The 25,999-nt window shown below is 64.3% G+C and carries 25 protein-coding genes; 7 read left to right on the top strand and 18 right to left on the bottom strand.

Features of this window, described 5'->3' with window-relative positions; genetic code table 11:
* Window positions 1–28 precede the first annotated feature (28 nt).
* Genes EN990_RS23805 through EN990_RS23790 form a run of 4 tightly spaced genes read right to left on the bottom strand, consistent with a single transcriptional unit; the run spans window position 29 to window position 4,717 of the window.
* The gene (locus EN990_RS23805) at window positions 29–1,027 is read right to left on the bottom strand and encodes a ribose ABC transporter permease (protein WP_127368606.1); all 999 of its coding nucleotides are present in this window, start codon (window positions 1,025–1,027) and stop codon (window positions 29–31) included.
* On the bottom strand, window positions 1,024–2,568 hold the full coding sequence (locus tag EN990_RS23800; protein WP_127368605.1) for a sugar ABC transporter ATP-binding protein: 1,545 nt from the start codon (window positions 2,566–2,568) through the stop codon (window positions 1,024–1,026). The genes EN990_RS23805 and EN990_RS23800 overlap by 4 nt, the downstream gene beginning before the upstream one ends.
* A complete protein-coding gene (locus EN990_RS23795; RefSeq protein ID WP_127384997.1) occupies window positions 2,565–3,944 on the bottom strand; it encodes a carbohydrate kinase in 1,380 nt (459 codons plus the stop codon). The genes EN990_RS23800 and EN990_RS23795 overlap by 4 nt, the downstream gene beginning before the upstream one ends.
* The gene (locus EN990_RS23790; RefSeq protein WP_013529337.1) at window positions 3,941–4,717 is read right to left on the bottom strand and encodes a DeoR/GlpR family DNA-binding transcription regulator; all 777 of its coding nucleotides are present in this window, start codon (window positions 4,715–4,717) and stop codon (window positions 3,941–3,943) included. The genes EN990_RS23795 and EN990_RS23790 overlap by 4 nt, the downstream gene beginning before the upstream one ends.
* 192 nt (window positions 4,718–4,909) lie before the next feature.
* On the opposite strand from EN990_RS23790, the gene EN990_RS23785 reads away from it, so the two are divergent.
* The 3 genes from EN990_RS23785 to EN990_RS23775 are packed head-to-tail and all read left to right on the top strand — an operon-like array spanning window position 4,910 to window position 8,083.
* The gene (locus EN990_RS23785) at window positions 4,910–5,953 is read left to right on the top strand and encodes a class II aldolase/adducin family protein (protein ID WP_127384996.1); all 1,044 of its coding nucleotides are present in this window, start codon (window positions 4,910–4,912) and stop codon (window positions 5,951–5,953) included.
* A gap of 7 nt (window positions 5,954–5,960) precedes the next feature.
* Window positions 5,961–7,235: an FGGY-family carbohydrate kinase gene (locus EN990_RS23780; protein WP_164753670.1), complete on the top strand. Its 1,275-nt coding sequence runs from the start codon at window positions 5,961–5,963 to the stop codon at window positions 7,233–7,235.
* Window positions 7,232–8,083, top strand: coding sequence for a TIGR01459 family HAD-type hydrolase (locus EN990_RS23775; RefSeq protein WP_127388400.1), 852 nt, complete (start codon window positions 7,232–7,234; stop codon window positions 8,081–8,083). Before EN990_RS23780 ends, EN990_RS23775 begins: the two co-directional genes overlap by 4 nt.
* Here the strand turns inward: EN990_RS23775 and EN990_RS23770 are convergent.
* Window positions 8,070–9,080 carry a sugar-binding transcriptional regulator gene (locus EN990_RS23770; RefSeq protein ID WP_127370386.1) on the bottom strand — a complete coding sequence of 337 codons (1,011 nt, stop codon included), beginning with the start codon at window positions 9,078–9,080 and terminating at the stop codon, window positions 8,070–8,072. The two genes, EN990_RS23775 and EN990_RS23770, sit on opposite strands and share 14 nt — an antisense overlap.
* Before the next feature lie 155 nt (window positions 9,081–9,235).
* On the opposite strand from EN990_RS23770, the gene EN990_RS23765 reads away from it, so the two are divergent.
* Window positions 9,236–10,033, top strand: a complete 798-nt coding sequence (locus EN990_RS23765) for a hypothetical protein (RefSeq protein WP_127385390.1) — start codon at window positions 9,236–9,238, stop codon at window positions 10,031–10,033.
* 14 nt (window positions 10,034–10,047) lie between these two features.
* Here EN990_RS23765 and ptsP read toward each other — a convergent pair whose 3' ends face one another.
* From ptsP to EN990_RS23740, 5 genes are all read right to left on the bottom strand, one after another.
* On the bottom strand, window positions 10,048–12,027 hold the full coding sequence (ptsP, locus tag EN990_RS23760; RefSeq protein ID WP_127385391.1) for a phosphoenolpyruvate--protein phosphotransferase: 1,980 nt from the start codon (window positions 12,025–12,027) through the stop codon (window positions 10,048–10,050).
* Between the two features lie 56 nt (window positions 12,028–12,083).
* The gene (locus EN990_RS23755) at window positions 12,084–12,464 is read right to left on the bottom strand and encodes a PTS glucitol/sorbitol transporter subunit IIA (RefSeq protein ID WP_013529330.1); all 381 of its coding nucleotides are present in this window, start codon (window positions 12,462–12,464) and stop codon (window positions 12,084–12,086) included.
* A gap of 107 nt (window positions 12,465–12,571) precedes the next feature.
* Window positions 12,572–13,573 (bottom strand): PTS glucitol/sorbitol transporter subunit IIB, encoded by a 1,002-nt coding sequence (locus EN990_RS23750; RefSeq protein ID WP_024503717.1) that lies wholly within the window; start codon window positions 13,571–13,573, stop codon window positions 12,572–12,574.
* 16 nt (window positions 13,574–13,589) lie between these two features.
* A complete protein-coding gene (locus EN990_RS23745; RefSeq protein ID WP_013529328.1) occupies window positions 13,590–14,351 on the bottom strand; it encodes a PTS glucitol/sorbitol transporter subunit IIC in 762 nt (253 codons plus the stop codon).
* A gap of 88 nt (window positions 14,352–14,439) precedes the next feature.
* A complete protein-coding gene (locus EN990_RS23740; RefSeq protein WP_013529327.1) occupies window positions 14,440–14,877 on the bottom strand; it encodes a transcriptional regulator GutM in 438 nt (145 codons plus the stop codon).
* Between the two features lie 196 nt (window positions 14,878–15,073).
* Here EN990_RS23740 and EN990_RS23735 point away from each other — a divergent pair, with 196 nt between their 5' ends.
* Both EN990_RS23735 and EN990_RS23730 read left to right on the top strand, forming a co-directional pair.
* Window positions 15,074–15,715 (top strand): hypothetical protein, encoded by a 642-nt coding sequence (locus EN990_RS23735; RefSeq protein ID WP_127369600.1) that lies wholly within the window; start codon window positions 15,074–15,076, stop codon window positions 15,713–15,715.
* A gap of 94 nt (window positions 15,716–15,809) precedes the next feature.
* Entirely contained in the window at window positions 15,810–16,484 is a 675-nt protein-coding gene (locus EN990_RS23730) for an HAD family phosphatase (protein ID WP_013529325.1), read from the top strand.
* Here the strand turns inward: EN990_RS23730 and EN990_RS23725 are convergent.
* The 6 genes from EN990_RS23725 to EN990_RS23700 all read right to left on the bottom strand — a co-directional run bounded on the left by EN990_RS23725 (window position 16,481) and on the right by EN990_RS23700 (window position 23,522).
* Window positions 16,481–17,644, bottom strand: coding sequence for a DUF930 domain-containing protein (locus tag EN990_RS23725; RefSeq protein ID WP_127385392.1), 1,164 nt, complete (start codon window positions 17,642–17,644; stop codon window positions 16,481–16,483). The genes EN990_RS23730 and EN990_RS23725 overlap by 4 nt on opposite strands.
* 108 nt (window positions 17,645–17,752) lie before the next feature.
* Entirely contained in the window at window positions 17,753–18,511 is a 759-nt protein-coding gene (locus tag EN990_RS23720; protein WP_127368267.1) for a 5'/3'-nucleotidase SurE, read from the bottom strand.
* The gene (locus EN990_RS23715) at window positions 18,508–19,674 is read right to left on the bottom strand and encodes an MBL fold metallo-hydrolase (protein WP_127368269.1); all 1,167 of its coding nucleotides are present in this window, start codon (window positions 19,672–19,674) and stop codon (window positions 18,508–18,510) included. Before EN990_RS23715 ends, EN990_RS23720 begins: the two co-directional genes overlap by 4 nt.
* On the bottom strand, window positions 19,674–20,753 hold the full coding sequence (locus EN990_RS23710; protein ID WP_127368266.1) for an ABC transporter ATP-binding protein: 1,080 nt from the start codon (window positions 20,751–20,753) through the stop codon (window positions 19,674–19,676). Before EN990_RS23710 ends, EN990_RS23715 begins: the two co-directional genes overlap by 1 nt.
* Window positions 20,741–22,444, bottom strand: a complete 1,704-nt coding sequence (locus EN990_RS23705; protein WP_127368265.1) for an iron ABC transporter permease — start codon at window positions 22,442–22,444, stop codon at window positions 20,741–20,743. Before EN990_RS23705 ends, EN990_RS23710 begins: the two co-directional genes overlap by 13 nt.
* Before the next feature lie 91 nt (window positions 22,445–22,535).
* On the bottom strand, window positions 22,536–23,522 hold the full coding sequence (locus EN990_RS23700) for an ABC transporter substrate-binding protein (RefSeq protein WP_024503709.1): 987 nt from the start codon (window positions 23,520–23,522) through the stop codon (window positions 22,536–22,538).
* 258 nt (window positions 23,523–23,780) lie between these two features.
* Between EN990_RS23700 and EN990_RS23695 the strand changes: the two genes are divergently transcribed.
* Window positions 23,781–24,752, top strand: a complete 972-nt coding sequence (locus EN990_RS23695; RefSeq protein WP_127368264.1) for a sugar-binding transcriptional regulator — start codon at window positions 23,781–23,783, stop codon at window positions 24,750–24,752.
* Here the strand turns inward: EN990_RS23695 and EN990_RS23690 are convergent.
* Together EN990_RS23690 and EN990_RS23685 are read right to left on the bottom strand one after the other, a co-directional pair.
* Entirely contained in the window at window positions 24,749–25,117 is a 369-nt protein-coding gene (locus EN990_RS23690; RefSeq protein ID WP_013529317.1) for a hypothetical protein, read from the bottom strand. The two genes, EN990_RS23695 and EN990_RS23690, sit on opposite strands and share 4 nt — an antisense overlap.
* A 114-nt stretch (window positions 25,118–25,231) precedes the next feature.
* Window positions 25,232–25,999 (bottom strand): 2-oxo acid dehydrogenase subunit E2 (locus tag EN990_RS23685; protein WP_206526354.1); only part of this gene is annotated, 768 nt, incomplete at its 5' end.

Here is a 25,999-nt window from a genome sequence, read left to right as displayed (position 1 = left end):
GGTCGTTGACGCCGGCGACTAAGGTCAATCACGTTCTTGCTCCTGCCTGGAGCCTGTAGCGGTCGAGGGCGACCGCCACGATGATGACCAATCCCTTGATGATGTACTGCCAGATGTCCGAGACACCGGCCAAGATGAGCCCGTTGGAGAGCACCGCGATGATCAGGCCGCCGATCAGCGTTCCCCAGATCGAGCCGACGCCGCCGACGAAGCTGGTGCCGCCGAGAATGACCGCGGCAATGGCGTCGAGTTCGTAGGACTGGCCCAGCTGCAAGCCGTTGGCGGCGTAGAGCCGGGCCGCCGACATGGCGCCGCCGAGGCCGGCCAGCAGGCCGGAAACGCCATAGACGAAGAGCAGCACCAGCGGCACCTTGATACCGGTCAGCCGCGCCGCTTCGGCATTGCCGCCGACGGCGTAGATCCAGGTGCCGAGCACGGTGCGCTTGAGCACCAGCCAGGACAGCACCACCACCGACAGTGCGATGATGACCAGCCACGGGATGCCGAACAGCGAACCGTTGCCGATGAAATCGAACGGCAGGTCCGAATTGAACACCGTCGTGTCCTGGCCGAGCAGGCGGGCGACACCGCGCACCGCGGTCAGCGAACCCAGCGTGACGATGAAGGGCGGCAGCTTGATGTAGGCGATGAGCAGCCCGTTGACGAGGCCGAAGCCGAGGCCGACCAGAATGGCCGCCGGCACGCCGAGCAAACCCCAGTCCGGCACCAGCGATACGATCACCGCCACCATCGCCGATGCGGCGAGGATGGCGCCGACGGACAGGTCGATGCCGCCGGTGAGGATGACGAAGGTCATGCCGGCCGCCAGCACGATGTTGATCGACGACTGCTGGGTGACGATCAACAGGTTGGTCTCGGTCAGGAAGCGCGGGTTCAGGAACTGGAAGCCGGCCGCCAGCAGGATCAGCACCGGCAGCATGCCAAGGGCAGCGAAAGCCGTGCGCAACCGTCGGCTCGTGCCGGTGGCTTTGCCGCCTGCGCTGATCTCGGTCGCCTTGTCGGTCATTGCTGAGCCGCTCCCGTTGCAAGTTCCATGATTTCCTCCTGGCTTAGCGGTTCGCCTTGCGATGCCGTCACCTCGCCCGATATCGTGCCGTCGCGCATCACCAGCACGCGATCGGCGACACCGATCACCTCGGGCAGTTCGCTGGAGATCATCAGGATGGCGATGCCCTGCTTGGCGAGATTGTCGATCAGCCGGTAGATTTCCGATTTCGCTCCGACATCGACGCCGCGGGTCGGCTCGTCGAGGATGACGACCTTCGGCTCGGTCTCGAGCAGGCGGGCGAGCAGCACCTTCTGCTGGTTGCCGCCCGACAGCGAGCCGGCATTGGCCTGCACCGAACTGGTGCGGATGGAGAGATCGGCAACGGCCTTGGAAGCACGCCTTTCGGCGGCCGCGAAGTCGCGCAAGCCGCCGGCGCGCGAATCCCGCGCCAGCACGCCCATGCTGATATTGTCGGAGGTCGACATGTCGAGGAACAGGCCGAGTTCCTTGCGGTCCTCGGTCAGATAGGCGATGCCGGCATCGAGCGCCTCGCGCGGCGAGCCGATGGTTACAGGTTTGCCGTCGAGTTCCAGCGTGCCTGAAATGTGCCTGTCGGCGCCGAAGATCAGCCGCGCAAGCTCTGTGCGGCCGGAACCGACCAGACCCGCCAGCGCCAGCACCTCGCCCTTGTGCAGGTCGAACGAACAGTTTTTCAGGAGACGGCCGTCGGACATGGCGCGCACCGAGAGCGCCACCGCGCGCTTTTCGTCCGGCGGCCGATGATCCTTCTTGTAGAAAGCCGACAAATCGCGGCCGACCATCATCGAGACGAGGCGCGAGGCACTGAGGTCGGCACGCTCGAGCGTGCCGACATAACCGCTGTCGCGCAGCACGCTGACGCGGTCGGCAAGCTGGTACACCTCTTCCATGCGGTGGCTGATGTAGATGATGGCGATGCCTTGCGATTTCAGCGTCGCGATGACCTCGAACAGCCGGTCGGTCTCGCGCGAGGTCAGCGACGTGGTCGGCTCGTCCATGACGATGATACGCGCATTGGTCGATAGCGCGCGGGCGATCTCGACCAGCTGGCGCTCGCCGAGCGACAGGCTGGAGACCATGTCGCGGGCCGAAAAGGAAACGCCGAGCCGCTTGATGATCTCGCTGGCGCGCCGGGTGCACTGGTCGCGATCGACGATGCCGAAGCGTCGCGGCTCGTTGCCGAGGAAGATGTTCTGCGCCACCGTCAGATTGGGCGCCAGCGACAGCTCCTGATAGATCACCGCGACGCCGCTGGCGCGCGCCTTGATCGGATCGCCGGTCGCAGTCGGCATGCCGTCGATCAGGATCTCGCCGCCGGCATCCGGCCGATAGGCGCCTGAAAGCACTTTCATCAATGTCGACTTGCCGGCGCCGTTCTCGCCCATCAAGGCGTGCAGCTCCCCGGCATGGACGCTGAGCGAGACATCGTGCAAGGCACGGATCGCGCCGAACGTCTTGGAGATGTGCCGCATCTCCAGCACCGGCTGGCGCGCCGTCTCGGCCTGGGCAATCGCACTCATCGCGCACCTCCCACTGCCGCACCGGCGACGCCCTGGTCCATCGTGGCGTCACGCCAGTTGCTGCGATAGCCTGCCAACCCGGTGAAACGCGACGCGTGCACCGGCTCTGGAACTTCGGCGGCGAATTCGCGCCCGACGCTCTCGAAGGCGAGCGCCGCTGCACCCGTGGCGCTGCCCTCCAGCGTGGCGCCCTGCAGGAAAGCCTGGCCGGGACGCAACTGCGCCAGCAGTCCGGCCAACACACCGCCTGTGTTCAGCCCGCCATCGACGATCACCGTGTTGTTCGAATGGATGAGGTCGAGCGACAGATCGACCATCAGCGCGACGTAGAGCAGCGCCGCCGCCGCGCGTTCCTCGGCATCGGGCGTGCGCCCCACCAGCCGGCCGGACTGACTGGGCATCGGCCCGCCTGGCGCGAAGCTCGGCAGCGCCATGATGCCGGCATCGATCACCTGCTGCACCACCGGACGGGCGATCTCGCCTTGCCAGCCGCCGCTGATGGTTGCGAATTCGCGCCCGCCCATGAAGCGAATGGTCGGCACCGGGCCGCCGCCGACATCGACATTGACCAGCATGTCGCGATCCCGGTCGAGTGCGTCGAGCGGGCAATCCGGATTGAGCACGACGACCCAGGTGCCGGTCGAAACGACGGTGACCGGGCCAAGCTCCTGCCGGCGATAGGCATAGAGCGCCGCATTCGAATCATGGACGCCGTTGTGGATGGCGATCGGTCGCGCCGCAGCGTCGAGGCGGTGCTCGCCGATAACAGTGCCGGCGCGCTCGAAGCCAGGCATCCGGTCACGCCAGCCCTGCGCGTTGACCAGCGAGGAAAAGTCCTGGCTCCGCGGCGCCCACAGATGCGAATGGCAGCCGAGATAGGACACTTCCGAGACCGCCCGCCCGCCAAGGCGCCAGCTCCAGTATTGCGGATAGCCGAGGATCGATTTCGACGTAGCGAACGCGTCGGGATCGACCTCCTGCAGCCACAGCATGTGGCGGCCGTAGTTGAAGCCGAGCGGCAGCCGCGGCGAAAAGGTCTCGGAAAAGTCCGGAACGCGGCGATCGATCCGCGCGGCAATCTCGGCCGGCGGCTCTTGCTCGTAATCGAGGATCGGATGCGTCAGCGCCACTTCGTCGACCAAGGCAAAGGTGCAGCCATGGCCCGACACCATGACCCCTTCCACTCCATGACCGTCGACCGCATCGGCAACGGCGCTGAGCGCCCAATGGTGGAGCGCCGCCTCGTCGAGCACGCTGAAGACGCCTTGGCGCACCCATTTCGGCTGTGTCCGGCGCTCGTCGATGATCCGCCCGTCCTGGCCGAAGACGAACAGCTTCGAATTGGTCTTGCCGAAATCGAGGACAGCCACCTTCACTGGATGGCTCCCGAGGCTATCCGCACCATGACGCCGGCGTCCTCCAGCATGCGCGCATCGGCGTCGGAGAGACCGTCGTCGGTGACCAGCGTGCCGATGCGGGAAAGCGGCAACGCGACATTGCGCGCGTGGATCGACAGTTTGCGGCTGTCGGCCAGCACCACGATCTGGTCGGCGCAAAGGCTGAGATCGACGATCGAGCGTACCAGCAGCGGGTGCGATTCCATCACGCCTTCCTGGCCAAGGCCTTGCGCGCCGAGAAAGAATTTGGAGGCATAGAAGGGCACGGCTTGGCTGAGCGAATGGATGATGCCGGGTTCGCGATGCAGATCACCGCCCGCAACCGTCAGGCTGCAATGGCCGTGGTCGCTGAGATAGGCCGCCAGCGGCATCGAGTTGGTGTAGAGGCGGATGTTGCGCTCAGCGAGCTTGACGCCCAGATGGAAGCAGGTCGAGCCGCCATGCACGATGACGGCGTCGCCGTCGCGCACCATGGTCGCCGCGAGAGCGGCGATCTGCCGCTTGGCCTCGACCGCAAGGTCGCGGTTCTCGTCGTAGGGCCTGGCGTAGGCAACACCGGCCTGGGAAGCGCCGTCGAGCGCCGATATGCCGCCATAGACCTTCCGCGCTTCGCCGGCCTCGTCGATCCTGTCGATATCGCGCCTGACCGTCGCGGCTGAAACGCCAAGCCGCTCCTGCAACTCGCGCACCGAAGCGAACGGACGATCCCGCAACAGTTCGACGATCTGACGCTGGCGGCCGGAGTCGCTCAATTCTTTCCTCCCGGATGCCATTTTCCATGGCAATTGGCGTAACTTACTCAACATTAGTCGGATTGCAAGCGTGTTTGATGACAGTAGATCACTATTGACGTAGATCACTCGTTTCTGCGATATCAGCGCCAATTCGATCCCGGCAACGGGATTTCGCGCAGGACACGGCCGAGCCGTTGGAGGAAAAGCGCCATGGCGACCCAAGCTGACGCGCAGGAACTGGCGGCCTTGCGGGCGCTTTCGGCCAGCATCGGGCGGAGCCCGCATCTCACCCAGGCGGCAGGCGGCAACACCTCGCTGAAAGCCGGCGACACGCTGTGGATCAAGGCCTCCGGCACCTGGCTGAAAGACGCGCTGGTCGATGACATCATGGTGCCGGTGGCGATGGCGCCGCTGCTGAAAGCCGTCGAACAGCGCGATCGCGCCGCCGACCAGCCGCAGGGTTTCACCATTGCAGCGCTCAACCCGCGCGGCCTGCGGCCATCGATCGAGACCACGGTGCACGCTTTGATGCCGCAGCGCGTCGTTCTGCATGTCCATTGCGTCGACACCATCTCGCTTGCCGTGCAGGCCGATGGCGAGGCCGAGGTCGCCAAGCGGCTCGATGGCATCGAATGGGCCTATGTGCCCTATTTCCGGCCCGGCCTGCCGCTTGCACGCGGCATTGCCGAAAAACTGCGGCCTGGTGTCGACGTGCTGATCCTTGGCAATCACGGGCTGGTCGTCGCTGCCGAAACCGTCGCCGGGGCGGAGCTTCTGCTGCGCCGTATCAGGTCATTGCTGGCCCGGCCGGCGCGCGCGACCGCCGCACCCGACCTCGACGCCTTGGCCGCGCTTGCCGGCGACAGCGGCTACAGATTGCCGGCCGATGTCGAAGCGCATGCGGTTGCGCTCGACGCTGAGAGCCGCCGCATGGCGCAGGCCGGCAGCCTCTATCCGGACCACGTCATCTTCCTCGGCCAGGGCTCCGTCGTGGCGAAGCCAGGCGAGGCCGTGGCAGATGTCGTTGCACGACTGGGCACGTCGCCTGCGGCGATCCTGTTTCCCGGCGCAGGCGTGCTGATGCGCGGCGACGCCAGTGCCGGCGCCGATGCCATGCAACGCTGCCTCGCCGACGTGACGGCGCGTGTCGACATCGCCGCGCGGCTGAACTATCTCACCGCTTCCGAGAATGACGAGCTGGTCAACTGGGACGCCGAGCAATATCGCCAGAAGCTCAACGCGGCTGGCGGCTAGCATGGACATGATGCCACTTGTCATCGGCATCGACATTGGCACATCAGGTGCGCGCGCCGTCGCCATGCGCCGTGATTTTTCCATAGCCGGGCATTCGGCCGTTCCACTCGACAGGTTTGGCCGCGATGGCCGAGCCCCCACGGCGTGGTGGCAAGCGGTCAAGGCGGCGCTGACGGAGCTGCTTTCCGGCATCGACCGCACGGCGGTCCGCGCCATCGCCGTCGACGGCACCTCCGGCACGCTGCTGCCGGTCGACGCCGCCGGGCTGCCGCTGGCCGAACCGCTGATGTACAACGACAAGGTCGATGACGACGGCCTCTTGGCCGCGATCGCCCGCACCGCGCCGGCTGCAAGTGCAGCGCATGGAGCGACATCCGGCCTCGCCAAGGCCCTGCGCTTCCAGCATCTACCGGGCATTGCGGCAGTGCTGCATCAGGCCGACTGGATTGCCGGAAACTTCTCCGGCCGCTTCGACGTCAGCGACGAGAACAATGCCCTGAAGACAGGTTATGATGTCGAGGCCCGCCGCTGGCCGGAATGGATCGCGGCGACCGGAATGCGCATGGAGTTGCTGCCGCGCGTAGTCGTGCCGGGCGAGGTCACGGGCGCCCTCACCGCGGAAGCCGGGGAACTGTTCGGCTTGCCGCGCGATGTGGCCGTCGTCGCCGGCACCACGGATGGCTGCGCCTCGTTCCTGGCGACCGGTGCCGCCGCGATCGGCGACGGGGTCACTGCGCTGGGATCCTCGCTGACCATCAAGATCCTGTCCGACCGGCCGATTTCGGCGCCGCGCTTCGGCATCTACAGCCACCGGCTCGGCAACGCCTGGCTGGCGGGCGGTGCCTCGAACTCAGGCGGCAAGGTGCTGGCCCAGCACTTTCCGCTCGCCCGTATCATCGAACTCAGCGCGACAATCGACCCGGAGACGGGCACCGGCCTCGATTACTATCCGCTTCCCGCCACGGGCGAACGGTTTCCGATCGCCGATCCGGCGCTGCCGCCTCGCCTTGCGCCGCGGCCGGCGGACGACGCCGATTATCTGAAAGCGATGTTCGAAGGCATCGCCGCGATCGAAGCGCTCGGCTATGACAGGCTTGCCGAACTCGGCGCGCCCACGCTGATATCGGTCAGGAGCGTCGGAGGCGGGGCAGCGAACCCGGCCTGGACGGCAATCCGGCGTCGCAGGCTCGGCGTCGATTTCCTGCCCGCGCTTTCCGACGAGGCCGCCGCCGGCACGGCGCGGCTGGCGCTGATGAGTGCAAGCCGGGCAGGACTCCTATGAGCGCGAAAACGATCGAACGTCTCGACGGCCTCGGGCCGCTGGCGGAGCGCTATAATGTGTTTCTGCTCGACCAGTTCGGCGTGCTGCACGACGGCACGCGGCCCTATCCAGGCGCAGTGGCAGCGCTATCGGCGCTGAAACGCGCCGGCAAGACCGTGGTGCTGGTTTCGAACTCCGGCAGGCGGGCTCAGCCCAATGAAAGCCGGCTCATAAAACTCGGCTTCGAAGCGGGAAGCTGGGATCATTTCGTTTCTTCCGGCGAGGTGGCGTGGCGATCCTTTGGGGAGATGGCGGCGTCGGGAAAGCTGCGCCCGGGGACAAAATGCCTGCTGATCAGCCGCGACAATGACCGCTCCGCGATCGAAGGCCTGCCATTTGCGCTGACCGGGTCCGGCGATGAGGCCGAGCTGGTGCTGATCGCGGCCAGCGAGGGTGACCGCTTTGACTTTGACCATTATCGCAGGCTGTTCGCGCCGGCGGCGGAGCGGCGGGTGCCGTGTTTCTGCACCAATCCCGACATCATCATGCTGACGGCCGTTGGCCCTCGCTTCGGCGCCGGCCGGCTGGCCGATCTCTACGAGAGCCTGGGCGGCAGCGTTACCCGCATCGGCAAGCCCGACACGGCGATTTTCGACGCCGCGCTGGCGCTGGCCGGCGAGCCGGACCGTGGCACCGTGGTCTGCGTCGGCGACAGCGTCGAACACGACATATCGGGGGGAAACAGCACCGGCATCGCCACCGCGCTGGTGCTGAGCGGAATACTGGCGGACACACCGGATCTCGCCGCTGTTTTCGACGAACAGCAGGCCTGGCCGGACTACATCATGGACAGCTTCAGCTTCCGCTGACCGCTTCCAGCATGCGCCGCGCGCTCTCCTCGTCGGTGATCAGGATGGTTGGGGCGATGAGGGTCATGGCGCCGAGCAGCGCTTCGGTTTTCTCCTCGCCACCGGAGGTGAGGATGCGGATCGGTGCCTTGCGCAGACGGTCGACATCCACCGACATCACGTGGCTGTTGACGGGGTGGTCGACCAGATCGCCGTTGCGGTCGAAGAAATGGAACAGGAGGTCACCCACGGCGCCACGCGCAAGCAGGGCCTCCCGATCCGCCTCCTCGAGGAAGCCACCACGAGAGAAGGTGGTGGCCGAGGCGATCCCGCCGACGCTCAGCAGAACGGCATCGAGCACGTCGGCCATTTCGAAAATCTCCTGCAGGCCGCAGCGCTCGATCAGGGCGATCTTGGTCTCGACGCTGTCGACCACGGCTGGTGTCGGCATCAGATAGCCGTCGCCCTGGAATATCTGAGCGAAGCGCCAGGCGAACTCGGCTGGGTTGACCCGGCGCACAACGCCGACACCGCCAAGCAGCGAAATCACCTTGAAGTCGGTGAGCGACTTGGCGCTGATGAAAGGCAGGCTCGAGAACAGCGTCTGCCCCCAGCCGACACCGACCCGCATGCCGGACTTCATCGTGTCCGACAGGAAGCTGCCGGTTTTGGCGCTGATCGCTGGTATGGGATCGGCATCGGCTGCCGAAAGCGGCGCCACCAGAGCCTGCTGCAGCCCGAACGTCTTCTCCAATGCGCGCTCAAGCCGCACGATTTCCGACAATTCGCTCTCGATGGTGATCTTCACTTCGTTGCGCGCCCGGGCATCCGCCAGCATGCGCACGATGGTGACGCGACCGACGCCGAGCACGTCGGCGATCTCGTTCTGCGTCATCTGTTCGACGAAATACATCCAGGCGGCGCGAATCCTGAGGCGATCCGTCCGGCTTTCGCTGGCGACCTGCTCGGTTGCCTCGCCTCGACCGTCTTCGCTTTCGCCCTGTCGTCGTCTGCCCAAGTCTGTCTCTCCCCCTGCGGCGACGGACGAGGGCGCCGCCGCCGATTCTGCATGCTGGTCTAGTATCGCCTATTGATCTACCTATCGATAGGAACAATGTAGAGAGTGGCGGCTGCCCGGTCGGCTATCCGCAGCAAATTTCAAGGCGATCCGCGATGCTCCGACAAATCTCCGAAGATGTCCGCGTCAATCTGAAGGACCGGCTGCGGGAAGTCCGCGAAATCATCCGCCAGAGCCGCCATGACGGCAGCGGCGATGCCAGCATCCTGCGCGAAGCAACCAGCCATCTGCCACCGTTTCCAGGCAAGGGCATCGAAGGCCTGCTCAGCCATGCCGCGAGTGCCGTCGACGAAGCACTGTCGATCGCCGAAGCTTTCGTCCCGCATGAGCGCCCGATCAAGGTGGACGGCACCACGGTGAAGGGCCTCGGCACCTATTTCCCGGTCGGCATCGAGGATCGCCAACTGGACGCCGAGCGCCTGTTCCGGCGCGATATGTATTATCTGACCAAAGCGGTGCTTGCCGGCCTGAACATCGACAATGCCCGCATCCACGAAGCCGATTTCGCGGCCGTCCATGCCACGATGCGCAAGCGGCATGGCGATCTCCTGGCCGCATTGGCCGCGCCGGGTGCCGGACTGCAGGCAATCGCGGCCACCTGCTCGGCGCTGCTGGTCGAGTGCCTCAATCAGCGTCCCGTTCGCTTTGCCGAGACCGTGCCGGGAACGCCGGCGGGCGGCCGGGCGCTCGACATAAGCTGCCTGGCGCCGCTCGCTTTGGCCTGCGGCCTGGCGACCACCGGCAGGGACGGCGCGCCGGAGCCGGATATGCTGGAGATCGCCATCCTGGCGGCGGATATTCGCCACGATCGCATCGTTCAGGCTTGCGCCAAGGCAAACCCGATCGCTGAGCTGACACCGGTCTTCGCCACCTTGCTTGCCCATCTGCCGTAGTCAGCCGGCCTGGGCTAGCCTTCGGCGGCCATGGCCATGATCGCTTTCTTGGCGCGCTGGATGGAAGCCGGGCTCATCGAGAGTTCGGTCAGCCCCATCTTCACGAAGGTCGCAATCAGATCCGGACGGCCGGCCGCCTCACCGCACATGCCGACCATGATACCGGCGGCGACGCCGGCTTTTGCCGTCATTTCGATCGCCGATATGACGGCCGGATTGGTGACATCGTTGAGCTTGGCGACGGTCGGATTGAGCCGGTCGGCGGCCATGATGTACTGGGTCAGATCGTTGGTGCCGATCGAGAAGAAAGCGACCTCCTTGGCCAGCGCCGGGGCGATCAGCACGGCGGCCGGGGTTTCGATCATGACGCCGAGATCGAATGATGCGTGCGGCACGCCTTCGGCTTTCAGCTCGGCCGTGCATTCGTCAACCAGCACGCGCGTCTGCCTGACCTCCGAGATGTCGGACACCATCGGCAGCATCACCTTGATGTTGCCGTGCACGGCTGCGCGCAACAGCGCCCGCAACTGGCGCTTGAAGATGTCGGGCCGGTCGAGACACATGCGGATGCCGCGCCAGCCGAGGAAGGGGTTTTCCTCGTCGGGAAATTCGATGCCGGCAATCGGCTTGTCACCGCCGATGTCGAGCGTGCGCACAATGACCGGATAAGGCGCAAAAGCCTTGGCCAGCGCCGCATAGGTCTCGGCCTGCATGTCTTCCGAGGGCAGATGCATATGGCGCATGAACAAAAGCTCGGTGCGGAACAGGCCGATGCCCATGGCACCAGCCTCTTGCGCCGCTTCGATTTCCTCGAGTGAGCCGATATTGGCCGCCACCTCGATGATCCTGCCGTCCGCGAGCTTCGGCGTCACCGTCTTGAAGATGGTCAGCCCGGCGCGCTCCTTTGCCGCCGCTTCGACGCGGCCGGCGAAATCGGCACGGGTCGCCTCGTCGGGGTCGATGATCACATGGCCGGCATTGCCGTCGAGCGCGACGTCTCGCGCGGTACGCAAGGCATTGACCTGGTCGCCGAGGCCGAGCACTGCCGGAATGCCGTGCGAGCGCGCGATGATGGCGATGTGCGAGGTGGCGCCGCCATGGCCGCACACCACGCCGCCGATACGCTTCAGCGGCGCGCGTGCCAGATCCCAGGCGCCGATGTCGTCGGCGATCAGGATAGCGCCTTCAGGGATGTTTTCGAGGCTGACATCGTCTTGGCCCAGCAACACCAGGCAAATCTGCCGCCCGACCGCATGAACGTCATCCGCCCGCGCGTTGAGATAGTGATCGTCGACGGCGCTGAACTCGGCGGCAATGGTGGAGGCGGCGGTGATGACGGCGGAAACCGCGTCGTTGCCGCCCTTGATCAGGCCCTCGGCCTCACCAGTCAGGCTGTCGTCGGCGGCGATATCGCGCAGCGCGGCGACGATGCCGCGGTCTCCAGCCGACAGGCTGTCCTGCGCCAACGCATGATCCATGCGGGCCTGGACGGCGCCGACAGCCGTGCGGAACCGGTCGATCTCGCCTTCTATCTCCTCGGCCCGCAACATCCGGCCCTGTCCAGCGATATCGGGTGGGAAATGCGCAAAGGCCGGGCCGACGGCGAAACCTTCGCTGGCGGCCACGCCACGCAAGCGGTTTGCCCCGCCAGGTGCCGCCAGCACGGATCCCGGCGCGGGTGCCGCTTCCTGCCCGGCATCGTTGGCTGGGCTCTGCGCTTCCGCTTCATCATCGAGGCCGGCCCGCGGATTCTCGAGATAGCCGATCAGCGCCTCGAGCGCCTCGATGGCATCGGCGCCATTCGCCCGCACCGTGACTTCCTGGTTCTCCTTGACCGCCAGCAGCATCAGCTTGACCGAACTCTTGGCGCTGACCGCCTTGCCGTCCTTGACCAGTTCGACGTCGGATTCGAAGCCCTTGGCGAGCTTCACGAACCGCGTCGCGGGACGGGCGTGCAAACCTTCATGCACTCTGACGATGGTCGAGCGTTCCATGGCAAATACTCTGGTTTTGGGCGCCGCTCCCAACATGGGCCGCGGCGCGAATGCTGTCAGGCGGCGATGGTGATGATCGCGCCGGTCTTCAGGGCGGCCACGAGCGCTTGCGGATCGACTTGCGACGCACAGATCTCGCCCGGTCTCTCGGCCTCGGTAGCGCCGTTGAACGAAATGACGACATGACCCATTTCCAGCACCTTGCTCCACGCGCTGGAGCCGACCGCTGTGATCACAGCGGCAACCGGGCCGAGGGTGATCGAAGCGCCCTTGGCGGGCGCTCCGTCACTTGGTCCCTGCTCCGCCTTGTGGAGCACCGAAACCTCGGCAAGCTCCGGCGGCGAGCCATCCGCAAACAGGATGACCACGCCCCCTTCGGCAAGGTCCGCCACTTCGGGGCCGATGGCAGTGACCCGTGTTCTCAAAAGAACCGTCATATGGCGAACCTCATTTCTCAACTTTCCCTAGAGCGGTGAACCGCACTATCTCTTTGTTTTGACGCAATTTCCAAGGGAAAGCATTGTGCGCTTTTCCCGGAATTGCCTTAGAACACGATCAGGCTGACGACCCAGGCGATCAGCACCGAGACCGGACCCATGATCTGGCGGCTGATGAGCACCGCCGGAACGCCGATTTCGATCGTCTTAGGCTTGGCCTCGCCGAGCGCCAGGCCGACGGGGACGAAGTCGCAGCCCACCTGGGTATTGTAGGCAAACAGCGCCGGCAGTGCCATTGCCGGCGAAATCGTGCCGTTGGCGATCTGCGGGCCGATGATGGCAACGCCGATGACCTGCGCGATGACAGCGCCTGGCCCGAGGATGGGCGACAGGAACGGCAGGCCGCAGATCGCCGAGATGATCAGCAGGCCGACGATGTTGTTGGCCAGCGGACCCATCGGCTGCGCCAGCACATCGCCGATCCCGGTATACAGGATCAGACCGATGAGCATGGTCACGAAGGCCATGAACGGCAGCACGTTGCGGATGACCTGGTCGATGGTGCGGCGGCCGGCATTGAAGAAGATGCCGACGATACGTCCCATGACGCGGCCGATCGTGCTGATGAGGCCGATCAGCCCACCTTCGCTCGGCAGCGGCTGTGGTGCCGCGGTCGCATTGTTGCTTGAACTCATCGCTGCTGCTCCCCCTGCAGTCGTGATCGTTTCGGATCCGTCCGCCATTGTGATGTTGGCCGGCTTCACGCCCGAAACGTAGATGTCCTCGGTGATGAACTGGGCCAGCGGCCCGGATTGACCGACCGGCGTCAGATTGACGGTCGGGATACGTTTGCGCGGATAGACGCCGCATCGTGCGGTGCCGCCGCAATCGACGACGACAACCGCCATCTCGCTTTCGATCGGCGGTGCCCTGAAGCCGTCGACGGCCTCGGCGCCGGTCATGTCGGCGATGAGCTGCGCCACCGGGTGAATGCCACCACCGGTGACGGAAACCACCTTGCTGCGCTGTTCGGTCGGCTCGATGATGAGCGGGCCACCCCAGCCGGTTTTGCCCTGGGAGATCTTTACGGCTTTATATGTCTTGGCCATGATGTCCTCCCCGCCCTTACAGCTCGACGCCTTGGCGGCGTGCCATGATCGCGGTGATGCGTTCGGTCAGCATGCCCTTGAGCAGGATGACGACGAGGCCGACGATGGCGTACCAGATCGCCACCTTGACGTGGTAGCCGGCGACGACGACGCCCTTCTTTTCCAGCTCCAGCAGCGCGACGAGAATGCCACCCCAGACGAAATACTCGCCGGGATTGATGTGCGGGAACAGGCCGAGCGGCGGGTGCACATAGGACACGGCCGCGTCATAGAAGGCTGGCTTGTGCTTTTCTTCCAGGAACGATCCGAACGTATAGGCCATCGGATTGGTGAGGAAGAACACCGCCAGCAGCGGCAAAAGCGTGTAGCGCGTCAGCGCGATCCGACCGGCGCCGCGCGCCAGGCCATGCACGCGCTCTTCACCGACCAGTTCGGTGACGGCATAGAAGGCCGTCATCAGCACCACCAGCGTCGGAATGATGCCGGTGACGAAGCCGGCGAAGACCTCGCCACCCTTCTGGAAGATGCCGATGAAGTACTTGCCGATGGCGGTCAGCCAGCCGAGCTGCTCTTCCTGCTGGACGTCCTTCAGCTTTTCCTTGAACTGATCGACGGTGATCGGTCCGCTGTCCGCTTGTGCGAGGACAACGAGATGGTCGGAGGCATGCTCGACAGCGAGCTTGCCATGCAATGCGGCATCCGAAACCATAGCACCTGCGACATGCAGATTGTGCACGGCCATGTCGGCATGCTGCGCCAACAACGAAAATACAGACATTTCTCCTCCTTATGCCACCCGCCGGTTGATCCCAGTCGGTGCGCGGCGTCCTCTATCCCTTCGATTTAGAACCCGAAATCATCCGGCTCTAAGCCCTTGCTACGTTCAAACCGGACAGGCCCGGCTTCTTCCCCGGCTCCGACCGTGTTTTGTCGATCTGCTCGATCGCCCGTTTCACGGCCTCGGCCACACCGGGTTCCCCCTCCCCCATGATTGCAGGGTTGGACCGGAGTCGATCGAGGGGAACACCCTCGAATTCTTCATGTCTCTTGAACTTGGTGAAGACGGAACGGCCGCTCATCACCATCAGGCGGCGCACGACCAGATCGGGCGTCACCACGACGAGCGCGATGGTGCCCTTGGCCAACCGGCCGCGAAAATTGCCGGCTCCGACGAAGCCGTCCTTGTACTGGTCGGTGACGCCCCTGAAGACATCCGAATAATGCCGCATCTGCAGCCAGACGCCGAGCGACTGCAGCGCCCACACGATAACCAGCAGAAGCAGTCCCCACTGCCAAATCGCCATTCGGTTCTCCTCCCGAAGCCTCAGTTGAATCGCACCTTGGACCGGCGCGTGACAACAGCAAAGTGAGAACATTTGTTTCCGAGAATGTCAATATGTATGATATTGGCCTCTGAAGCGGTCATCCACAGGGCCGCTGACAGATTTCGGCGGCGGCGCCCTTGTGCTAGGCTGACCGGGAAACAGGATACGAGGAAACATGGACCTGCCCTTCCGGGACGAACTGGCCTTGATGCCCGATCTTCGCCATCGGCTGCGGCAGTTGCGCTGGTTCCGCGCCACCTTTCGCGGCAGCGCCAAGGTGGTCGCGGACACGTTCGGCGTGCGCTTCGAGATCGACGAGGCCAAGCTCACCAGGGCCTTTCTCGACTGGGTCGAGATCATGGAGGCGCAGAAGCGCTTCGCCGCGATCGACCGCGCCGACTTCATCGTCTTTGCCGCCGGCCTCGTGCTGCGTGAGCTGATAAAACAGGCGCCGGCCAGGGAAATCTCCGGCCTCACGCAGCTGATCGAGACGGAAACGAACGCCGGCACGCTGGAAATCGTCCGCTTCTGGCCGGAGGGTTTCCTCTACACCAACTACTGCGTCTCGGTGATTTCGGCGATCCACGAGCAGGAATTCGGCACGGCACCCGGCATCGACAAATGCGCCGACGATTTGCGCACCTGGTGGTCCTATCGCGAGAATGTGACCGAGATGCCGGCCTATGCGGTGGCTTTCCTCGACCGCTTTCTCGGCGCCGAACCGAACTGGATCACCCCGGATCGCGCGCAGTCCCGGCAAGCCATGCAACGGGCGCTCGGGTCTTCCCGTGCGAGCGATGCGTTGCGCCAGCTTTGAGCCCGCTCTTCGCGTCCCCAAAACCGCACGTGCTATTGAACATTTGACTTTTTGCCGATAGCGATGTGCGAAAATTGACTCGAGAGGGAAACGCGTGGCGCGACCAAGGCCTATTATTTTCGATTGCGACGGCGTTCTTGTCGACAGCGAGCCTCTGGCCGCCCGCGCCTATGAGCGCGTCTACGAAAAGCACGGCATGCCCGGCGTCAACACCAGCATCATCGCCCAATGCATCGGCATGAAGCAGTCCGATATCATCGCCAGGATCAAAGATTTGACCGGCCACCAGTTTCCGGCGGCGGCGGACGGCGACATCTGGGCCGAGACCAAGGTGCTGTTCTCGCAGGAATTGAAGCCGACACCGGGAATCACTGCCTTTCTGGAGGCGCTTGCAGGCGACCGCTGTGTCGCCTCGTCCTCCTCCGTCGAGCGCATAAACCACAGCCTTGCGGTGACCGGGCTGGCGCGTTTCTTCGGCGATGCGATCTACAGTTCCTCGATGGTCAAGAACGGCAAACCCGCGCCGGACATCTTCCTCTTCGCGGCGGACAAGATCGGCGCCAATCCCGTTGACTGCATCGTCATCGAGGACTCGCCCTTCGGCATCCAGGGCGCGATCGCCGCCGGCATGACGGCGATCGGCTACACCGGCGGCGGCCATACCTATGCCGAGCACGCCGCGCGACTGACGGCTGCCGGTGCCGATTTCGTCTGCGCCGACTGGCAAGAAGTTAGCCGGCAATTGGCTAGGTTTGGTGTGCCGGCCTAGTTTAGACGATACTTTGTGAATCCACGGCTGGCCCATTCGCCAGGCGGCACGAGTGAGCCCACACGGAAGTTGAAGGACAGGACCCTCGTCGCATCGGCGTCGACTTCGCATCGGAAATTTAGGTTGTACCAAGCGTTTCTGGTGCTGAAAGCGGCCTGCGGAGGATTGAGAACATTGCCTTTGTCCAGCGTAATGGTTGGCACCCATTTGACCGTATAGTCGGCACTTTGCAGTTCCCGGCTCAGAACATTGCCGCAAAGGGTGGCCACCCGCTGACCGCGCGGCACATTCTCCATGGAGCTTGTAGCGAACGCATTGCCGGTTGCCCCTTGCGAGTAAAGCTTTCTGACGCCCGGAAGGCCGGAATAGATTGGTGATCCTGCAACGTCGTTGTTGGTGGGATTTGACCTTCCAGCATTCCCGATCGGCGCTTTGAAAGCTCTTGCGGGTTTGAACGTCATTGTCTTGGCAGGTTTGGACTTTGCCTTTCCAGTCGAAGCTGGAGGCGCCGGCTTGTCACCGGTCTCAGCCGTCAATGGCTTTGGCGTCACGACGGCTTGCTTTTCGTCAGGTTGCGGTGCGAGTTCTTGTTTGTCCGGCTGCTGTTTGTCGGTTTCCTCGGTCGCCTGCTTTTCCCCGCCTTGCGCGGGCTTTTCGTCCGGCGCAACGGTGGCCGGCTTCTCGTCAGGCTTGCTGGGGTCTGCCTTCTGCTGTGGCGTTGCAGCCGGGGCGGGCTCCGTCGGCGCGGGTGTCGGCGCTACGGGCGGCTTTGCAGCCTCATCCTTGGCCGGCGACGGCGTGTTGGGTTTAGCGCTGCTTCCGTCGAGCGATTTCTCCGGCCCGGTATCTTTCTGGCCGTACTGGAAAACGCGCTTCAGAACCTGGTCGTCTGGCGGTTTCGGCGGCGGCGGCTTTTGTTCAGGCGGCTTTTCAGCCTTCTTTTCAGGTGTCGGTTCCGGCGGCTTTGGAGCAGGTTTCGGCTTGGGCTTCTCGGGCGGCGGCACGATCGCGACATTGACGGGCTGTTCTTGCTGAACCGGCTGCTGCTCGGGTCTCGGCAGGCCATAGATCAGAAACGCCGCGATGAGCGCATGCAGGATCAGCGATGCGGGCAAAGCCCACAGCAAATGCCGCCGCCGTTCTCCTGTTTCGCCCTTCATCCGCACCGATGTGGAATGAAATAGCGGCGGCTTCAAGCATAGGTAGTGGATTGGCTTGATTTAACCGCTGACAGGTTGGTGATCGGATGACGACGCGCAGACCTCAGGTCAGCCAGTTTGCCGCTGGCGCGGGATCCCGTCCAGAAACCGTTCGTCCAGCCGTGTCTCGCCAAGCCAGTTCAGCCGGTTGATGCTGATGAAGCCGGCATCGATCGCGTCGTTCTCGTCGCCCGGCTGGCTGTCGTGAGCCCGCCCGCGCGGCACGGTGATGACCGTGCGGTCGCCGTCGCTCTCCACGATCTCGGCCTTGCGGGCGATCTTGTCGCGGCCGATGCGCGGCTGGCGGATTTCGGCCGGCAGCGAGGTCGGCAGGTTGATGCTCAGCCAATGACCCTCAGCGGCCCAGTCGGCGCGCGATTGCCACAGGGACACGATCAGCGCGCCAAGCCATTGGTCGTCGCCATCGGTGAAATCAGGATTTTTCACGCGTGAGAAGCCAATGGCCGGAACGCCCCAGAACGTCGCCTCCCGCGCAATGCCGAGCGTGCCGGAATAGGCAAGGTCCTCGGCAACGTTGCGGCCATCGTTGACGCCCGACAGCACAAGGCCCGGTTTCTCGGAATTGGCGAACAACCAGGTCATGGCGCTTACCACGCAATCGGCCGGGGTGCCGGAACAGGCGTACCAGTTCGGTTTGACGCGCCGCATGGTCAACGGCCTGGCAATCGTCAATGACGAGCCGGCAGCGGTGCGCTTGCCGTCGGGCGCGACCACCCAGACATCGCCGCTCAACGCGCTGGCGGCCGCGACCAGACGGGCAAGCCCCGGCGCTTCGATACCGTCATCGTTGCAGATCAGAATTCTCATCGTTTTCTTGCCTCCGACACCACTATGCACTGGCCGGTGCGGCACTGCGTGCGCAGCGACGGGATGTGGGTTTGCAGATCGCCGAGAAGGTCCGGCGTGCAGGAGTGACCGAGTGCCGCGGGACGGCCGGCCTTCTCCCAGATATCGACATTGCCCGACAGCGTCGGATGGGTCGGCATGCGTACCCAGTCCGCCCGACCGGCCTTGTGCAACAGATCGCCCGGCGAACCTGACGGCAGATGCCCGGTAAGCAGCACCGGAAAACCGGAATGGTCGGCACGCGGCAAGAGGCGCGACGATGGGCCGGCTTCACCCATGCCGTCATCCGCCAGCAGCGGCATGGACGGCAGGGGATCGGCATCGGTCCAGTCGGCTGCGTCTTGCAGGCGGCGGCGCAGCAACGTTGAAACGCCCGGCAACAGGGCTGCCGTGGCGCCGATCTGCGCTTCCAGGGACGAGCGCATGCCGGCATGGATCGCGAACGGCCCTGGCAAGGCCGCGATCAGCTCCAGCGACCGACCCGAGAGCGGCGTCGGCAAAAGACACCCGCCCGAATGCCTCGCAACCCATTGCGAGATTTCGCGCGCACGCGCCGCCCCCGGCACCGGATCGGCGCCGTAGGAAGCATCGAGGACAAGCAGGTCGCAGTGCGGGATGGTGTCCATGACGAAGACATTGCTGTCCGGCACCACATCGGCGGAATAGGCGACGCGGCTCTCGCCATCGTCGACGGCAAACCACACGCCGCCCACGACATGTCCGGAGCGTCCCGTCCGGATCGTAAGATTGCCGCTGTTCAACGTGTCGCCGGGTTCGAACAATTCGATGCGATCTTCGGGAAAAGGAAACCGCCTGAAATCCTCGGGCTCAGCATAGCCGGCGAGCGTGGCAGGCGCCTCGTCTCGGGTCTCGGCGGTCATGAAGATCGGACCGGCATAACCGCGCGACAGCAGCCAGCTCAGCGCGCCGACATGATCCTCATGCGCATGCGAGACGAACAGCGCATCGATGTCGGCGACCGAGCCGTTCAGCGCCGGATAGTAGTCCGCCCGCGAGGCGCCGACCTTGATGCCGACGTCGAGCAGGATGCGGTCCTTGCCGCTGCTGACAGCAAGGCTGGTGCGGCCCTTTTCGCCAAAGCCGCCGAGCAGGTCGAGCATCATCACGATGCCGCCCCCGCCGCCGGGATCAGCCAGCCGGAGCGTATCCGCAGGCGTGCCTGGGCTCCGCTCTCCAGCGCGACCGGATCGGGCTGTTCGAAATGCAAGGTGAGGTCGGGATTGGTCGAAGGCGTGAATTCGATGCGCGCCGAGCCACCCTGGTAGATCACCCGCTTGACCAGACCATCGAAGCCGGGGCCATCCGGCGACACGTCGAGATCGGCCGACCGGCAGCAGACCTTTGCCCCGGTTCGCGGCCGCTCGCCTGGCCGGCAGCGGACAATCAGTTCAGCGCCGAGAACGCGGACCTTGCAGTGCCCTCTTTCTTCCGCGCTCAACACATCCGCAGGCAGCAAAATGCCCTGCGAAATGAAGGAAGCCACCATTTCATTTGCCGGCTCATGATAGAGTTCGCGTGGCGTCGCCAGCTGGGCAAGACGCCCGCCATCCATCACCGCGATCCGATCGGCCAGCGCCATCGCCTCGGCCTGGTCATGGGTGATGTAGACGATCGTCGTGCCGGTGCGCTTGTGGAAGGACGCGAACTCGTCCTCCATCGAAGCCCTCAGATGCACGTCGAGATTGGCCAGCGGCTCGTCGAACAGAACCAACGAGGGCGCGGCGACAAGGCAGCGCGCCAATGCCACGCGCTGGCGTTGGCCGCCGGACAGATTGGCCGGCCGACGCTCGCCCAGCCCTTGCAGATTGACCAGGGCGAGTGCGTCTTCAACCTTCCGGCGCGCGACGGCCTTGTCGAGCTTCGCCACCTTCAGCGAATAGCCGATGTTTTCGGCGACCGTCATGTGCGGCCACAGCGCGTAGTTCTGGAAGACGATGCCGACGCGCCGCTTTTCCGGCGCGACGCTGCCGCCCTTGCCCGACACGACCTCGCCGCCGATGCGGATCTCGCCTGACGTCACCTTCTCGAATCCGGCAACGAGCCGCAGCAGCGTGGTCTTGCCGCAGCCGGACGGCCCGAGCACTGCCAGGAACTCGCCGTCGCCGACATCGATCGATACGTCCTTGACGGCATCGAAATTGGCGAAGCTCTTGGTCACATTGTCCAGGCTCAATCGCGCCATGGCAGCACTCCGGTCGGAAGGTAGGGGGCAAGCAGATTGGTCACCAGCATCAACAGGAAAGTGACCGCCACAGTGATGACGGACATCGCCGCCGCATAGTTGGAATCGCCGCCCTGCTCGAAGGAAAACATCACGACACCGATCGTCTCCGACCCGGACGACCACAGCAGCGCCGAGACGGTGAGTTCGCTGAGCGCCGTCATGAAGATCAGTAGCCCGCCGGCGATCGCCGCCGGTGCCACCAGCGGAAAGATGATCGTGCGCATGCGCGTGAACAGCCCGGCGCCGGCCACTTGCGCCGCCTCCTCCAGCGCCCGGTCGATCTGGTGATAGCCGCTGATGGTCGGCCGCAATGCCAGCACCAGGAAGCGGGCGAGATAGGCGTAGAGGATGATCCAGACGGTGTTGTAGAGCTGGATGCCGGTCAGCGGGATCGGCCGCAGGAACATGAGCAGCGAGGCGATCGCCAGCACCACGCCGGGCAAGGCATAGGGCAGCTCCACCGACAGATTGAGCAGCCGCACCCAGCGCTGCTTGCCCCAGGCGATCAGATAGCCGATCGGCACGGCGACCAGGACCGCGAAGAAGGCCGCCGCGATCGACAGCCAGAAGCTGTTGAAGAAAGCCCTACTGGCGGCATCATGCTCGAACAGCACGAAGCGATAATTGTCGAGCGTCGCCGTCTTGGCGGTGAGCGCAATGCCGTAGCCCGGCACCAGCGATGTCAGAACCAGCCCGAACAGCGGCAGGACCAGCACCACGATGATCAGCAGCCACATGCCGGCCTGCACGGCGGGCCGCCAGCGGCCGAGCTCATAGGGCTCGGCCGGAAGCGACGTGGAGCTGATGCGATAGTCGCGGCGGCGGCTCATGATCTCCTGGGCAAGGATGCCCGCCATCGCGATAATGCCGATCAGCACCGACAGGAACGCGGTTTCGCCGAGCACGGCGGGGCCGCCGCCGGCCAGCTTCTGATAGATCAGCGTCGGCAGCACGAGATAGTTGGCGGGAATGCCGAGAAAGGCCGGAATGCCGAAATTGCCGACGCATGAGACGAAGGCAAGAGCAGCGGCCGCCATGATCGACGGCGTCATCAAGGGCAGCACGATGGTGACCAGCACGGTGAACCAGCCGGCGCCGCCCGCCCGCGCGGCTTCGACCAGCTCGCGCGGCAGCTTGCGCAGCCCGGCGCGCACCAACAGGAAAACCAGCGGGCCATACTGCACGCCGAGCAGCAGGATGATGCCCGATGTCGAATAGAGCGGGTTCCTGGTACCGAGCGGCGGTGCCGCCCCAAACAGCTTGAGGAACGGGCTTGCCGGGCCGAACAATTGCAGCCAGGCCAGCGCCGTCACCTGCGGCGCGATCATCAACGGCATGACATAGCAGAGCACTAGGGCACTGCGGCCACGGATATCGGTCAGAGTGACGAGGACGGCCACCAGCGTTCCAGACAGCACCGCAAGCAGGGTGCCGCCGATACCGACGACCAGTGTGTGCCAGGTGGCGATCCAGGTCGCCGGACTGGCGAGCCCCGCCTTTATCGCGACGGTCGACAGCGTGCCGCCGGGCGCCACGATCTCCTTGATCAGGCGCAGCATCGGCAGCAGGGAAAGCAGGACGATGACGATGGCTACCGCCGCCGTCAGGACCATTTCCTGGCCCCGGCTTTCCCTGATCCGTGTTGACATGATTGCGTTCCTGGGGTCGATCAGCCGATGCGATCGGGGTTTTGCCCGTCAGGGATACCGCTGGGACGGCACCCCTGACTGGATTGCCGGCTCAGCCGCCGAACAATTCCGAGAACTTCGCCTTGTCGGCGTCGGTTTTGGCGACGATTGCCTTGGTGTCGAACGGCATCACCTTGACCTTGACGCCTTCCGGCAGCCATTCGGGGCGGCCGACCGAGGCACGCGCCGGCAGATAGCCCATCGAAAGCGCAAGCTTCTGGCCGTCATCGGAAAGAATGAAGTCGACGAACTTCTTGGCGCCGTCGACATTCCTGGCGGTCTTCATGATGGCGACCGGTTCGGTCACTGCCGGCACACCTTCCGAGGGGAACACGAACTCGACCGGGGAACCCTTCTTCTTGGCGTTCATCGCCATGAAGTCGACCAGGATGCCATAGGGCTTTTCGCCCGATGCCACCGACTTCAGCACCGCACCATTGCCGCGCACGCTGACGGTGTTGTTGGTCTTCAGCTTCTGGAAGAAATCCCAGCCATAATTGGCGTCGCCGACGAAGCCTGAAAGCAGGTAGGCGGCGGCACCCGAATAGAGCGGGCTCGGCATGACCAGGCCATCGGCGTAGGCGGGCTTGGCAAGATCGGCCCAATGCTGCGGCTTCTCGGTCGCCGCCGTGTTGTAAACGATGCCGGTGGTGATCAGCTTGCTGCCGAAATAGGTCTTGTCGGCATCATAGGCATCCGCCTCGATGCCATCGAGCTTTGCCTCGGGATAGGGCAGTAGCCGGTCGTCCTTCTTCAACAGCTCCATCGAGACCGCATCGGCGATCAGAAGCACGTCGGGCTGCGGGCTGCCGGCGGCAAACTCGGCCGCCATCTTGGTCAGGATGTCGCTCGTTCCGGAGCGATAGATATTCACATCGATACCCGGCTGCGCCTTCTTGAAGGCATCCACGGTCTTGGCCGCGTCGGCTTCCGGCTGGGACGTGTAGAGCGTCAGTGTTTCGGCGTTTGCCACGCCGGCAAACAAAGTTGCTGCGAGCGCCAGCTGGCTGGCCAGCAGCTTGATGAAGTGCGTCTTCAATGAGACCTCCTGTCTTTCTGTGCATGACCGGTCCGGCTCTGGCCGGCTCCCCGTCTCTTCCTCCCTGCACGGCGCATATGACTGGTGGATGACACAGCGCGTGAAACCCACAAAATATGTTCATATGTACGATGTCAATTACAAATGAACAGAAATGTGCGACAATCGACACGCCGCAGATCCGGCATCAGTTGACATCCGGCCGGTATTTCCTTGATGAGCACCGGTCAGGCCACGGCTCATGAGGGACAGGAACCGATGACCACAGAAAAACCCAGACAGGCTCGCCTGCCGATGGTCTCGTCGGACCTTACCGTCAAGACGGCATGGCTCTACTATGTCGAAGGTTTCACCCAGGAACAGATTGCCGAAAAGCTCGATGTCTCCAGGGTGAAGGTCATGCGTACGCTGGCCTCCTGCACCGCCGAGGGCATTGTCGTCACCATGATCAACGCGCCGACCGCCGGGCAGGTGGCGCTCGAGCGGGGACTGGAAAAGCGCTGGGGTCTGAATGCCGCCGTCGTCATCCCGACGCCTTCGGCGCATGACCATCTGGAGAAAGCCATCGGCCATGCCGTCGCGGCCTATCTCGGCGAGCAGATGCAGGACGGCATGACGCTCGCCATCGGTGGCGGCGCGACCCTGCATGCCAGCCTCGGCTTCCTTGCCCGCCGGCAGTTGAAGCGTGCCTGTGTGGTGGCGCTCGTCGGCAGCCTGCCGCACTCGCAATGGATCAATCCGTCCATCGTTGCCGCCAAGGTAGCCGATGTCTTCGAGGTCGACAGCTACCAGATCACCGCGCCGGTCACGGTCGACAATCCCTCGCTGCGCGATCTCCTCTGGGCACAGCCGACCCTGCAGGATGTGCGCCAACGCGCGGCCGCCGCCGACATCGCGCTGCTCACCGTCGGCGACATGTCGCCCGACGCCACCATCTTCCGGCATGGCATCGTTCCGTCATCGCTGATCGCTCCGTTGAAAGCGAAGGGCGCGGTCGCCAACATGCTGTGCTATTTCGTCGATGCCAATGGCCGTTTGGTGGACCACGAGGTCAACGGGCGTGTCATGGCCATCGATCTCGATGTGGTCGGCCAGGTGCCGAATGTGGTTCTCGCCGCGGGCGGCAAGCGCAAGGTCGCGGCGATCCTCGCCGCACTGAAAGCCGTCGACACCAATGTGCTGATCACTGACAGCGATACCGCCACGGCGCTGCTTGCCAAGGGCGGTTAGATCAGCCCGCGCTCGCGCAAAAAATCCTCGACGCCGACATGGGTCATGGATTCGAATTCGGCGATCGCCTCGGCCACCCGCTTGCGCTGCGCCGCCAACAGTGTGAACACCTGCTTCATCTCGCCGGAAACACCAAAACGGCTCCACCGCTCGGCGATATGCGTGGGCAGACCGATGTCGGCGCAGAACGCGTCCAGACTGTCATAGCCGAGGCTGGCGACGAGCTGCCTGGTCTCCTCCGCCGACATGCGAGGCTCGAAGGCGTGGTCGTGCAGGCGCTGCGCCACCAGCTTGATGTCGGATGGCGACGCACCCATGACCTTGCCGAACAGGGTTTTGACGTCAGATGGGTCGAATGCAGGCATATTTGGCCTCCCTGGATCGCAATCCAGATAGAACATGGGTCAAGGGTCAGCGCCTGACAAGTCGTTTCTGTCGCAAGCCGGCGCATCAGTCGGCGCCGGCTTCTGCTTGGTGGATCAGACCAGCAGGCCCATCGGATTTTCAAGGAGGTTCTTGAAGGCGACCAGCAGTTCGGCACCCAGCGCACCGTCGACGGCGCGGTGGTCGGTCGACAGCGTCACCGACATCACGGTGGCTATTCTGATCTCGCCATTCTTGACCACCGCCCGCTCCTCGCCGGCGCCGACCGCCAGGATGGTCGCGTGCGGCGGGTTGATGACCGCGGCAAAATCCTTGATGCCGAACATGCCGAGATTGGACACCGCCGTGGTGCCACCCTGATACTCTTCCGGCTTCAGCTTGCGGCTGCGCGCGCGACTGGCCAGATCCTTCATCTCGTTGGAGATGGTGGACAGCGTTTTTTCGTCGGCATGCCGAATGATCGGCGTGATCAGGCCGCCGGGGATCGACACGGCAACGCCGACATCGGCGTGCCTGTGCTTGACCATGGCGCTTTCGGTCCACGAGGCATTGGCATCGGGCACTGCCTTCAGCGCCATCGCCATCGCCTTGATGACCATATCGTTGACCGACAGCTTGTAGGCCGGTGCCTCGCCCTTGTCGGTCTTCTTCACCGGGGCTGCCGCATTGATGTGCGTGCGCAGCGCCAGCAGCGCATCGAGCTCGCAGTCGAGCGTCAGGTAGAAATGCGGAATGGTGGTCTTGGCCTCGACCAGGCGGCGCGCAATGGTCTTGCGCATATTGTCATGCGGGACGAGGTCGTAGGAGCCCTGTTCGAACAGTTTCAGCACCTGATCGTCCGACATCGCCTTTACCGGCGCGGC

This window comes from Mesorhizobium sp. M7A.F.Ca.US.005.03.1.1, assembly GCF_003997975.1.
In the GTDB taxonomy this organism is placed as follows: Bacteria; Pseudomonadota; Alphaproteobacteria; order Rhizobiales; family Rhizobiaceae; genus Mesorhizobium; species Mesorhizobium ciceri.
The sequence above is the reverse complement of the archived record's forward strand: the minus strand, read 5'-3'. Positions and strand labels throughout refer to the sequence as shown.